This is a genomic window from Novosphingobium resinovorum (genome assembly GCF_036352595.1).
In the GTDB taxonomy this organism is placed as follows: domain Bacteria; phylum Pseudomonadota; class Alphaproteobacteria; order Sphingomonadales; family Sphingomonadaceae; genus Novosphingobium; species Novosphingobium resinovorum_B.
Genome location: NZ_JAZFAX010000013.1, coordinates 125,527 through 137,128, shown reverse-complemented (window position 1 = coordinate 137,128; position 11,602 = coordinate 125,527). Strand labels below are relative to the sequence as shown.

10 protein-coding genes are annotated in these 11,602 nt (G+C 68.5%); 2 read left to right on the top strand and 8 right to left on the bottom strand.

All coding sequences use genetic code 11. The features are described 5' to 3' along the window. Window positions 1-383: hypothetical protein (locus V2S85_RS14285; protein WP_330703510.1), on the top strand; the 383-nt coding region annotated here is incomplete at its 5' end. A gap of 75 nt (window positions 384-458) precedes the next feature. On the opposite strand, the gene V2S85_RS14280 is transcribed toward V2S85_RS14285, so the two are convergent. The 5 genes from V2S85_RS14280 to V2S85_RS14260 all read right to left on the bottom strand — a co-directional run bounded on the left by V2S85_RS14280 (window position 459) and on the right by V2S85_RS14260 (window position 7,001). Continuing rightward, entirely contained in the window at window positions 459-890 is a 432-nt protein-coding gene (locus V2S85_RS14280; protein WP_330703509.1) for a thioesterase family protein, read from the bottom strand. Next, window positions 887-2,035, bottom strand: a complete 1,149-nt coding sequence (locus V2S85_RS14275; protein ID WP_330703508.1) for an iron-containing alcohol dehydrogenase — start codon at window positions 2,033-2,035, stop codon at window positions 887-889. The genes V2S85_RS14280 and V2S85_RS14275 overlap by 4 nt, the downstream gene beginning before the upstream one ends. Continuing rightward, complete coding sequence (locus tag V2S85_RS14270; protein WP_330703507.1) at window positions 2,032-4,050, bottom strand: 3-hydroxyacyl-CoA dehydrogenase NAD-binding domain-containing protein; 2,019 nt, start codon at window positions 4,048-4,050, stop codon at window positions 2,032-2,034. Before V2S85_RS14270 ends, V2S85_RS14275 begins: the two co-directional genes overlap by 4 nt. Before the next feature lie 33 nt (window positions 4,051-4,083). Beyond that, window positions 4,084-4,854, bottom strand: coding sequence for an enoyl-CoA hydratase/isomerase family protein (locus V2S85_RS14265; RefSeq protein WP_330703506.1), 771 nt, complete (start codon window positions 4,852-4,854; stop codon window positions 4,084-4,086). A gap of 179 nt (window positions 4,855-5,033) precedes the next feature. Continuing rightward, on the bottom strand, window positions 5,034-7,001 hold the full coding sequence (locus V2S85_RS14260; RefSeq protein ID WP_330703505.1) for an alkyl/aryl-sulfatase: 1,968 nt from the start codon (window positions 6,999-7,001) through the stop codon (window positions 5,034-5,036). A 212-nt stretch (window positions 7,002-7,213) separates the two neighbouring features. Between V2S85_RS14260 and pcaF the strand changes: the two genes are divergently transcribed. Continuing rightward, on the top strand, window positions 7,214-8,425 hold the full coding sequence (pcaF, locus tag V2S85_RS14255; RefSeq protein ID WP_330703504.1) for a 3-oxoadipyl-CoA thiolase: 1,212 nt from the start codon (window positions 7,214-7,216) through the stop codon (window positions 8,423-8,425). 51 nt (window positions 8,426-8,476) lie between these two features. On the opposite strand, the gene V2S85_RS14250 is transcribed toward pcaF, so the two are convergent. The 3 genes from V2S85_RS14250 to V2S85_RS14240 form a co-directional block, all read right to left on the bottom strand. Continuing rightward, window positions 8,477-10,009, bottom strand: a complete 1,533-nt coding sequence (locus tag V2S85_RS14250) for an alginate export family protein (RefSeq protein ID WP_330703503.1) — start codon at window positions 10,007-10,009, stop codon at window positions 8,477-8,479. A gap of 74 nt (window positions 10,010-10,083) precedes the next feature. After that, a complete protein-coding gene (locus V2S85_RS14245) occupies window positions 10,084-11,397 on the bottom strand; it encodes an MFS transporter (protein ID WP_330703502.1) in 1,314 nt (437 codons plus the stop codon). Continuing rightward, entirely contained in the window at window positions 11,394-11,543 is a 150-nt protein-coding gene (locus tag V2S85_RS14240) for a hypothetical protein (protein WP_330703501.1), read from the bottom strand. Before V2S85_RS14240 ends, V2S85_RS14245 begins: the two co-directional genes overlap by 4 nt. Window positions 11,544-11,602: the final 59 nt, after the last annotated feature.

The following is an 11,602-nucleotide window of genomic DNA, read 5'->3' as shown; positions in this document are numbered from 1 at the left end:
CGGCGAAATCAACGCCGGGCATGATGGAAATTGGTCCGAACGATGCCCTTGGTGCGCCCCGAAGCCTCGACGTCATCAAACCAGCCCGCTTCGCCAGAAATTACCCGGTTTTTGCGGGTCTCCAGCTTCGGGGGCGGACGCCAAAGCGCGATGCTTTGATTAAAAGCGAAGCACGCGCGCTCGCGTTCTCAAAGATCACCTATGGAAAACTGGGCTTGGCGGCATTGATGGGCATAGGCTTAGTTTGGAAAAAGTCGCTGGAAACCGACGTGCTCCAAGGCTGGGGAATGATCTGGCTTTTGATGGGCGGAGGATTAGTTCTACTCGCCGCCGTTCAGGTTTTACGGAAATGGCGATTTAGTCAGCAACAATCTTCTAAGTAAAATTACGACCGCCATGGGGCGATTCTTGACGCAACATCGCAGGCATTCGTGGCGCCGTAACGCCCCCACCAAACCTCAGCCAATCCCCTCCAGCACCGCCCGCCACGCTTCGGGCAGCGGTGTCGGACGGCGGCTGTCGCGGTCGACATAGACGTGGGTGAAGTGGCCTTCCGCCGCCGGTTCCTGTGCCCCCTCGACGAAGATGCCGAGGTGGTAGGTCACGCTGCTCGAACCGAGGCGCGCCACTTTCAGGCCGACTTCGACCTTCTGCGGGAACTCCACCGAGGCGGCGTAGCGGCAGCCGGTTTCCACCACGAGGCCGATGGGGTTGCCGTTCTCAATGTCGAGCAGGCCGACCTCGATCAGCCACGAGTTCACCGCCGTGTCGAACCACGAATAGTAGACCACGTTGTTGACGTGGCCATAGACGTCGTTGTCGTGCCAGCGGGTGCCGATCGGGGTGAAGTGGCGGTAGTCGCCGCGCGGGCGCAGGGGTTCGCGGCTCAAAGGGCGGCCTCGTAGAGTTTGCGCGCGTCATCCAGCGTGATCGGGCGCGGGTTGTTCTTCAGCAGGCGTTCCTGCAGCATCGCGTCGGCGGCGAGCTGGTCGAGGTCGTCGGCGCTCACGCCCACGGCGGCCAATTGCGCGGGCATCCCGGCCTTCGCGGCCATGTCGCGCAGGGCTTCGAGCAGGCCCTGTGCCTGCGCCTGCTGGCCGAGGCCCTCCAGCGCCGGATCGACCAGCGGGCCAAGCTCGGCATAGAGCGGCATCGCCGCGCTCATGTTGAAGCCCAGCACATGCGGCAGCATCAGCACGTTCGAAAGGCCGTGCGGCACATGGAAGCGCCCGCCGAGCGGATAGGCGAGGGCGTGGACCCCTGCGACCGGGGCGTTAGAGAACGCCACCCCCGCCAGATGCGCGCCCAGCAGCATCGCCTCGCGCGCGGCCATGTTACCCGGTTCCTCGCAGGCGGACAGCAGGTTGGCGGCGAGCAGGCGCAGTGCCTCGCGGGCGAGCAGGTCGGACATCGGGTTCTTGAGGTGCGCCGAGGTATAGGCCTCGATCGCGTGGACCATCGCGTCCATGCCGGTGGCGGCGGTGACGGGGCGCGGCAGGCCGAGCGTCAGCGCCGGGTCGAGCACCGCATGCCCCGCCACCAGCGCGGCCGAGGACACGCCGCGCTTCTCGTCACCGGGAAGCGTGATGATCGAGACGGGGGTGGCTTCCGATCCGGTGCCCGCCGTGGTCGGCACCAGCACCAGCGGCAGGCCCTTGGCCTTGGCGTTGCCGACGCCCCAGATCGCGTCGAGATCGTCGCCCGAGCCGAGCAGGTAGGCGGCCAGCTTGGCGACGTCCATCGGGCTGCCGCCGCCGAAGCCGACGACGCTTGCCGCGCCGCATTCGCGGCCGCGCGCGACCACGGCCTCCAGCGTGGCGCGCGAGGGATCGGCCTCGACTTCGGAGAAGATCGTCACGTCCCGGCCCGAGGCGGCCAGCGCCGCCAGCGCGCTCCCGGCAAGGCCGAGCTTCACGATCATCGCATCGGTGACGAACAACACCGCGCCTTCCGGCAACAGCTCGGCGATGCGATCCGCGCTGCCCGCGCCGCTGACGAGGCGCGGGCCGTAGGAGAAGGCGAAGCTGCCCGTCATGCGACCGGCTCGGCCTGGCGCGCGCGCAACAGCGGGGCGATGGCGAAACCTTCGGGCATTCGGTCCATGTAGTGCTCCAGTCCGGCGACGATCTTGGCGAAGCCTTCGCGTTCGCCCCAGAACATCGGGCCGCCGGTCCAGCGCGGCCAGCCATAGCCGTAGAGCCATACCACGTCGATGTCGGACGAACGCTGGGCGATGCCTTCCTCCAGGATCAGCGCGCCTTCGTTGACCATCGTGTAGAGCGTGCGCGCGACGATCTCCTCGTCCGAGATGGCGCGGGGGGTGATGCCTTCACGCGCCCGGAACTCCTCGATCAGCGCGGCGACGACGGGGGAGGTGCTGCGCTTGCGGTTTGCGTCGTAGTCGTAGAAGCCCGCCTTCGTCTTCTGGCCCCAGCGGCCCTGCGCGCACAATGCGTCCTTGAGGTTGTCGATGCGCGTTTCGTCGCGGTGCCAGCCGATGTCCACGCCCGCGAGGTCGGTCATCTGGAACGGACCCATCGGCATGCCGAAGTCGGTGTGGACCTTGTCCACCTGCTCGGGGCTGGCGCCTTCCATGACGAGGGCGAGGGCGTTGTCCTGGCGCGGGATCAGCATGCGGTTGCCGATGAAGCCGTAGCACACGCCCGCGACCACCGGCACCTTGCCGACCTTCTGGCCGAGCGCCATCACCGTGGCGAGCACGTCGGGCGCGGTCTTCGCGCCGCGCACGACCTCGACCAGCTTCATGACGTTGGCGGGCGAGAAGAAGTGCATGCCCAGCACGTCCTCGGGCCGCGAGGTGCAGGCGGCGATCGCGTCCACGTCGAGGTACGAGGTGTTCGACGCTAGGATCGCGCCGGGCTTGGCCACCGCGTCGAGGCGGCCGAAGACCTGCTTCTTGACGTCCATGTTCTCGTAGACCGCCTCGATCACGAGGTCGCATTCGCCCAGCACGCCGAATTCGAGCGTGGGCGTAAGGAGCGCCATCGCGACCTCGACCTGATCGGTGGTGAGGCGGCCTTTGGCGGCGGTGGCTTCGTAGTTGCTGCGGATCAGCGCGGCACCGCGTTCCAGCGCCTCGGCATTGGTCTCGACCATGGTGACCGGCAGGCCCGCCGAGAGGAAGTTCATGGCGATGCCGCCGCCCATCGTGCCCGCGCCGATGATGCCGACGCGCGCGATGTCACGCCGGGCGATGTCCTTGGGGAGATCGTCCAGCTTGGCGGCGGCGCGCTCGGCGAAGAAGGCGTGGCGCAGGGCCTTGGACTGCTCACCCGTGACGAGTTCGAGGAACAGGCGGCGCTCCACCGCCATGCCTTCCGCGATTGGAAGGGTAGCGGCGGCCTTCACCGCCTCGACGCAGGCGGTGGGTGCGGTGAAGCCCTTGAACAGGCGCGGGTTGGCGGCGGCGAAGGCATCTGCAGCGGCGGCGTCGCCAGAAACAGCGCGCTCGCCGGTCGGGCGGGCAGGACTGTCGGCGAAGCTGGCGGCAGCGGCGCGCAGGTCTTCGGCCTTCTCGACGACCTTGTCGACGAGGCCGCTGGCGAGCGCCTTGGTGGCGGACACCGGATCGCCCGAGACGATCATCTTCAGCGCCGCCTCGACGCCGACGAGACGCGGCAGGCGCTGCGTTCCGCCTGCGCCGGGCAGGATGCCGAGCTTCACTTCGGGCAGGCCGAGCTTGGCCGAGGCCAGTGCGACGCGGTAGTGGCAGGCGAGCGCGACTTCGAGCCCGCCGCCGAGCGCGGTGCCGTTGATGGCGGCGATCACCGGCTTGGGGCAGGCCTCGATCGCGGCGAGGACGTCGGGCAGTTGCGGATCGGCGAGCGGCTTGCCGAATTCGGAAATGTCCGCGCCTGCGCTGAACAGCTTGCCGCTGCCGGTGACGATGATGGCGCCGACGGAGATGTCGTCGGCGACCCTGGCGATGGCCTTGGCCAGCCCGCTGCGCAACGCGGCGCCCAGCGCGTTGACCGGGGCATTGTCGAGAGTGATCGTCAGGATCGGGCCGGTCTGTTCGGTACGGATCATTGTGGGCTCCATGGAAGAGGGATACGCGGGCGGTCAGCCGGCGTTGAAAGTGGGCGCGCGCTTGTCGCGGAAGGCGGCGACGGCATCGCGGTGGTCGCGGGTCTGGCCGAGCAGCGGCTGCATCGTGGCCTCGAAGTCGAGGAAGGCGTCGAGGCTCATCGCGGGCGCGGCGGCGAACTGGCGCCTGGCGAGGTGGAGCGCGGTGGCCGGGCCGTCCGCGATCATCCGCGCCAGCTCCATCGCGCGCGGCAGCAGCGCCTCGGGGGCGAGCACTTCCATCGCGAGGCCGAGTTCGAGTGCTTCGGGCGCGTGGACCTCGCGGCCGGAATAGACGATCTCCTTCGCGCGCATCGGGTTGATGGTGCGCAGGAAATGCCAGGCAAGCCCGGCGTCGGGGGCGTAGCCGATGCGGCGGAAGGTGGCGGCGAAGCGCACCCGATCGCTGGCGAGCACGATGTCGCTGGCGAGGGCGAAGCCCCACGCCGCGCCGATGCACACCCCGTCCACCGCCGCGATGACGGGTGCAGGGAAGCGGGCGACGGCGCGGGCCATGGCGTGAAGCTGGCGCATGCGGCGCAGGAAGTCGTCGGGGGTGGTCTCGCCCATCTCGCCGATGTCCGCGCCCGAGCAGAATGCGCCGCCGGTGCCGGTCAGCACCACCGCGCGCACGCCGGGGTCGGCTTCGAGATCGGCGAAGGCGGCGATGAACTCCCCGCGCATCGCCATGGTGAAGGCGTTCTTCGCGGCGGGCCGGTCGAAGGCGACGACGGCGACGGCGCCGTCACGGGTTACGGTGATGGTCATGGACGAGGCTTAGGCCCGTCGCCCTTCGGGCGGGGAGGCCCGGCGCACTGGCCGGGCCATATTCACGGATATGATGGTGTCCTCCCCCCTTTCGTCATTGCGAGCGAAGCGAAGCAATCCAGGGCCGCGTAAATCGCCCTGGATTGCTTCGCTTCGCTCGCAATGACGAGGGGTGTGCTTCAGGGCGTCGGCGTCACCAGCCCGAACGTGCCCTTGGGCGCCTCCACCAGCGCGAGGAAGGCGCTCAGGCGCTGCGCGGTATCGGCGGGCAGGGCGCTTTCCTGCGGCTTCTTCGTGATCGCCGCGACGAGCTGCGCGCGGGTCAGTTGCAGCTTCTGCGCGGAAGCCTTGCCTACCGGCTGGTGGATCAGCACGCCGTTGCGGATTTCCACGTGCTCCGCCGTGCCGTCCAGCACGAGGTCGAAGGCCATCGGCGCCGCCAGTGCCCGCTCGGGAACGAGGCGCACCGCCAGCAGGTCGAGGATGTCCGAGAGCGGCATCGCCGGGATCGCGCCCGCGACCGAATCGAAGCCACCGGTCTTCACGCCCTCGCGCAATTCCTTCGCACCGGTGAGGAAGGCATTGCGCCACATCGAGCTGGTCGCCTGATAGCCCTGCTGTTCGAGGCTGTCGGCCAGCGCCAGCTTGGCTGCGTGGTTGTCCGGCTGCGCGAAGACTAGGCGCGAGAGCAGTTCCGAGGCCCATCGGTAATCGCCCGAGGCAACCGCCTTTTGGCCCAGCGCCAGCACCGCTTCCGGTCCGCCCATCGCCTCGACGTACTTGGTCGCCACGGCCTCGGGCGGCAGCGGGTTGAGGTTCGCCGGGTTGCCGTCGTACCAGCCGAGATAGCGCTGGTAGACCGCCTTGGCGTCATGGCTCAGCGTACCGTAGTAGCCCTGATTGAACCAGCGGTCGGCCAGCGGCTTCGGCAGCTTGAGGTTCTCGGCGATCTCCTCGCCGGTCATCCCTTCGTTCATCATGCGGACCGATTGGTCGTGCAGGTACTTGTACATGTCCCGGTGCGCGCCGAGGTAGTCGAGGATCTTCGCATTGCCCCAGTGCGGCCAGAAGTGCGAGGTGATCAGCGTGTCCGTCCGGTCGCCGTAAAGCGCGATCGACTTCGTAAGATCGTCCGCCCAGGCCTTCGCATCGCGCACTTGCGCGCCGCGCAGGGTCAGGATGTTGTGCAGCGAGGAGTTGGCGTTCTCGGCCATGTCGAGCACGCGCAGCTGCGGCATGTAGATCGCCATTTCGGCGGGCGCCTCGGTATCGGGCATGTACTGGAATTCTAGGGTTACGCCGTCGATGGTCATCGTCTCGCCGGTCTTCGTGACTTCATGCGTCGGCGGCAGCATCTGCACCGCGCCGGTCGCATTGCCGAGGCGGTTGAAGGCCGGGCCGATGCCGTCGCTGATGTCGGCCTTCGGGCCGGTGCCGATGAGGTGGCCGAAGGCATAGATCGCGCGGCGGCTCATGGCGGGGCCGGCGATCACGTTCTCCGATATCGCTTCCTTGAGGAACCCGCCGGGCGCCACGATCGGCACCTTGCGCGCGGCGACCTCCTCCGGGCTGATGACGCCCGCCGCGCCGCCGAAGTGGTCGATATGCGAATGGGTGTAGATCACGCCCATGACCGGTTTGTCGCCCAGCTTCGCGCGGACGAGGTCCATCGCCGCCCTGGCGCTCTCCACCGTGGTCAGGGTATCGATGACGATGTAGCCGGTCTTGCCGAGCACGACCGTCAGGTTCGCCAGCTCGATCCCGCGCACCTGATAGACGCGGTCGGTCACCTTGAAGAGCCCCGACTGCGAGAGCAGCTGCGCATTGCGCCAGAGGCTGGGGTTCACGGTATCCGGGCGCTTGCCCTTGAAGATGTCGAGTTCCTTCAGGTCGCGGATGCGCTTGCCGTCGGGCTTCCTGATCTCGCCGCCGGGAACGCCTGCGACGAAGCCGCGCGTGGCGAGGTCGAAGTCTTCCCTGTCGTTCCACGGCAGGCCGGCGGTGGTCTCCTCGAAGTAGCGCAGCGTCGCGGCCGAGGCGGGCTTCTGCGCGCTATCCGCATCCTGCGCGCCGACATGACCGCCCGCGCCGAGGGCAAGGAGCGAGACGGCGGCGATTGCCGCTACGAAGCGTGGGCGATGGGCCATGGACATCCTCTTTTATGCGACCGTAGCGCAAACCCTCACGATCCGCGCCTGACAGGCCGGGCGCAGTGTCGGGATGCCGCCGGGAGAGGCAAATCCGCCGGCCTGCGCGCGGCCTCTTTCCCGGTTGTGATATTCCCCCGGAGCGCCTCGCGTAAGCCCCTCGCTCGCCCATCCGCTTGCTAAGCGGCGAAAAAAGCGAGCGAGGACTAGCGATGAGTGGAACTGCCTATATCTGCGACGCGGTGCGCACGCCTATCGGCCGTTACGGCGGCGGTCTGGCCGCGATCCGTGCCGACGATCTGGGCGCGGTTCCGCTGAAAGCGCTGCTGGCGCGCAATCCCGGTCTCGATCCGGCGGCGGTGGAGGAAGTGTTCTACGGCTGCGCCAACCAGTCGGGCGAGGACAACCGCAACGTCGCGCGCATGAGCCTGCTGCTGGCGGGCCTGCCGCATACGGTGCCGGGCGTGACGCTCAATCGCCTCTGCGCCTCGGGCCTCGAAGCGGTCGGCGCGGCGGCGCGGGCGGTGATCGCGGGCGAGATGGACCTGGCCTTCGCGGGCGGCGTCGAGAGCATGACCCGCGCGCCCTTCGTGATGGGCAAGGCCGACAGCGCCTTCGGCCGCGCCCAGAAGCTTGAGGACACGACGATGGGCTGGCACTTCGTCAACCCCGCGCTCGATGCGCTCTACGGCACCGAGACGATGCCGCGCACCGGCGAGAACGTGGCGAAGGACTTCGGCATTGCGCGCGCCGATCAGGACGCCTTCGCGCTGCGCAGTCAGGATCGCGCGGCGGCGGCGCAGGAATCGGGCTTCTTCGCCGAGGAGATCGTCGCCACCCCGGTCCCCGGTCGCCGCAGCGGCGACGTGGTGGAAGTCTCGGTGGACGAACACTTGCGGCGCGGCACCACGCTTGAGACGCTCGCCCGCCTCAAGCCGCTGTTCGAGCCCGGCGGCACGGTGACGGCGGGGAATGCCTCGGGCATCAACGACGGCGCGGCGGCGCTGATCGTCGCCAGCGAGGCGGCGGTGAAGGCCCACGGCTTGACCCCGCGCGCACGCATCCTGGGCATGGCTTCGGCCGGGGTGGAGCCGCGCGTGATGGGCATCGGCCCGGTTCCGGCTACCCGCAAGCTGATGGCGCGGCTGGGGCTGACGATCGGAGACTTCGATGCGATCGAACTGAACGAGGCGTTTGCCAGCCAGGGCCTTGCCGTCATGCGCGAACTGGGTCTGGCCGATGATGCGCCGCAGGTGAACCCGAACGGCGGCGCGATCGCGCTGGGCCACCCGCTCGGCATGTCGGGTGCGCGGCTGGTGCTGACGCTGGTGCACCAGCTGGAGAAGACCGGCGGCAGGCGCGGCCTCGCGACGCTGTGCGTCGGCGTCGGCATGGGGCTGGCGCTGGCGGTCGAGCGGGTCTGAGCGGAACGAAGGGGCGGACATCGCCGTGATGCCCGCCCCTTCGATCTTGGCTCAGAACCGGTAGTTCGACATGATCCCGAAGTAGTTGCCCTTCTTCGCGCCGGCTTCGGCGAAGTCGTCACCCGGCTTGAAATACGTCTCGAACAGCCGGAAGGCGAGGCGCGAGGTGGCCTGCCACGAGGCTTCCAGGTTCAGGTCGGTGCCGATGAACCGCGAGCCTTCGTAAGGCGCGAACGAGGAACCGGTCGGGCCGATGTAGACGCCGTCGGCCTTGCTCTGGCGCCACAGGAAGTCGGGCCCCGCCATGATCGTCAGGTTGTTGACCGGCTTCAGCGTCACCGACGGGTAGAGATCCATCAGGTTCGAGAAGTTGAAGAACGCGGCCTCGCTGAACAGCGGCAGGCGCGGCGAGGCGGCGACGAACGTGCCGGCCTTGCCGTCGGAAAGGTCGTCGTCGCCGCTGAAGGCGTTGGCGCGCAGGCCCAGGCGGGGCTTCATCGGCAGTGCGGGCCAGGTGTAGCCTGCCTCGAACAGCACGCCCCAGGCGCGGATGTCCTGGTCGGCGAAAGTGCCGCGCTGCAGCGCGCCCTCGAGGTCGAAGTCCACCTGCGCATTGCGCTTCCACAAGCGGGCGCCATACGTGCTGCGATCGTCCGCGCCGCTGCCTTCGCGCAAGTTGGCGGTCTCGCGCTTCATCTCGTACCAGTAGAGGTCGGTGCCGAAGCCCGCCACGGTGTTGGGCGCGCTGACATAGACGCCGTGGAAGACCTTCGACTTGTCGCCCTCGTCGTCGAAAGTGCCTGGGGTGATGGCGACCGGACGGGTGGCGAACACGTCCACCGAGACCTTGCCCGGCAGGATGTAGGTCGCGCGTACGCCCTGGTAGGTGAAGCGCATGTTCAGCCCCTCGCGCACGCCCGCCAGCTTGCCGTTGCCGAGCGGCATCTCGAAGCGGCCAGGGCGCACGGTGATCTTGCCGGCATCGCCCAGCGGCACGGTGACGTCGAGGAACGCCTGGTAGACGTCCAGCTTGTCGCGGTTGGGGGCGGTGGCGTACTGCTCGTCGTACTCGCGGTTGTCGCCCAGTTCCACGTAGGCGCGCAGGTTCTGCCCGAGATGCAGGTCGCCGATCAGGCGCAGGCGGCTCTGCACCGGGTCGTTGCTGTCATTGGCGGTGCGGCCCAGGTTCGCGTGATGCCAGTTGGTGTAGTAGACGCGCGCCTCGCCGCCGATCGAGAGGTAGACGTCATCCTCGACGTCGAGGGGAATGTGGCGGATCTTCTCGATGAAGGGGGCGTCGGCGGCGGGCACCTTCGACCAGTCCTCGGTCCAGCGGATCGACTGGGGCATGCCGGGCGGGCCCTTGCGGCCGCCGGGTATCGCTTCGGCCGGCTTGGCCTGCGACTTGGCGGGGCGGATTCCCGGAGGCGAGGCCGAGGCCTGCGGACCGCCGGAGGAATCCTTCGCGTCGTCGTCAGGGGCGACCGACTGGGCGGCGGCGATGGCGGGGATCGTGGCGGCAAGCGCCGCGATGGCGGCAGTGGCGGCGAGCAGAGCGGTGCGACCCGAAAGCTTCGTCGGCATGGTATTCAAGTCCTCTCTCGAAGGACGCGGCCGGTCTTTGCGGCCGCGTCCGGTATTGGGTCAGGCGGCCTTGGTCAGGCAATCGCGCTTTCGCGGTAGCGCACCAGGCTCAGCGCGATGCCGCCGACCAGCGTGCCGCAGCCCATGATGATGGCGACGACGGCCAGCGGAGTGCCGCTTGCGAAGAGCAGGCCCGCCATGATCGGCCCCATCGCGGCGCCGGCGCGGCCGATGCCGATGACGAGGCCGGTTCCCCCCGCGCGCAGCGAGGCGGGGAAGCTCTGGGCGATCACCGCATAGAGCCCGGCCGTCGCGGCGTTGGTGAAGAAGCCGCCGATGCAGGCGATCACCGACAGGCTGGCGAGGGTGGTGAAGCCCTGTCCGAACACCGTCACGCCGATCGCGCCGCAGATCATCGCGCCGATCACCAGCGGGCGCACGCCGATCTTCTGGGTGAGCAGGCTCAGCACGATCGAGCCGCTGGCGCCGCCGACGTTCGCCCAGACCAGCACGCCGCCCGCCGAAGCCGGCGGAAAGCCCATGTCGACGACGATCTTGGGGATCCACTTCACCAGGAAGTAGAAGGTCATCATGTGCGAGAAGTAGGCGAGGATCAGCAGCAGCGTGACGCCGGCGATGCCCGGCGCGAAGAAGGCGCCGAAGCTGAAGCGCGTCGGCGCCTCGTCACGCGGGGGCAGTTCGGCCAGCGGCGCGCGGCCCTGGCGCACCATCGTGCGGTTGATCTTGTCGAGCGCGCCCGCGGGGCGCTTGTGCAGCAGGAAGGCGATCGTCTCGGGCACCAGCCACAGCACCAGCGGGATGAACAGCGCGGTGATGAGCGCGCCGAATTCGAACACCGCCTGCCAGCGGCCGGTGGCGTCCAGCGCCAGCGTGGCGATGATGCCGCCGACGATCGCGCCCATCGGATAGCCGCCCGCCATGATCGCGACCGAGAGGTTGCGGCGGCGCGCGTTCGAGCATTCCGCGACAATGGCGTTGGTCGCCGCCAGCATGCCCCCGATGCCGAGGCCGGTGAACAGACGGAATGCCGAGAGCACCGTCACGTCCGGCGCGACCGAGGCGAGGAACATGCCGCTCGCCATGATGACGAGGCAGGCCAGGATGGTCGGGCGGCGACCGATGCGGTCGGCCATGGCACCCAGGAAGAAGGCGCCGATGCCCATGCCGATGAGTTCCATCGACAGCACGAGGCCGAGGGCGGCGCGATCGATGCCCCAGTCCTTGGCGATGCCGGGCGCGGCGAAGCTGATCGACAGCACGTCGAAGCCGTCGAGCGCGTTGAGGGCGGTGGCGACGGCGATGGCGATCACCTGCCGCGAATGCATGGGTTCGCGCGCGATGATCGCGCGCGGGTCGGTAGTGTTCATGTCCTCTCGATCCACTTCATGTATGGGCCTTGCAGCGAGCCCGGAAGCGCGCGTGCGGCCTGACGCGCCATCGGGACGCAGCCCGTGGCGGTGTGGTGCAGAATAAGCATATGCGGATCGGCGACGGCGCCGATTGTGGTGGCCATTTCAGTATCCCGTTCAAGCGTGTGGTTCCGCTTGACTGCGCCGGATGAGCCCTATGGAA

Coding starts and splice junctions, on each gene's coding strand:
- V2S85_RS14240 (WP_330703501.1), bottom strand. CDS start 11,543: ATGGCCACCACAATCGGCGCCGTCGCCGATCCGCATATGCTTATTCTG.
- V2S85_RS14260 (WP_330703505.1), bottom strand. CDS start 7,001: ATGGCCCATCGCCCACGCTTCGTAGCGGCAATCGCCGCCGTCTCGCTC.
- pcaF (WP_330703504.1), top strand. CDS start 7,214: ATGAGTGGAACTGCCTATATCTGCGACGCGGTGCGCACGCCTATCGGC.
- V2S85_RS14245 (WP_330703502.1), bottom strand. CDS start 11,397: ATGAACACTACCGACCCGCGCGCGATCATCGCGCGCGAACCCATGCAT.
- V2S85_RS14270 (WP_330703507.1), bottom strand. CDS start 4,050: ATGATCCGTACCGAACAGACCGGCCCGATCCTGACGATCACTCTCGAC.
- V2S85_RS14250 (WP_330703503.1), bottom strand. CDS start 10,009: ATGCCGACGAAGCTTTCGGGTCGCACCGCTCTGCTCGCCGCCACTGCC.
- V2S85_RS14275 (WP_330703508.1), bottom strand. CDS start 2,035: ATGACGGGCAGCTTCGCCTTCTCCTACGGCCCGCGCCTCGTCAGCGGC.
- V2S85_RS14265 (WP_330703506.1), bottom strand. CDS start 4,854: ATGACCATCACCGTAACCCGTGACGGCGCCGTCGCCGTCGTCGCCTTC.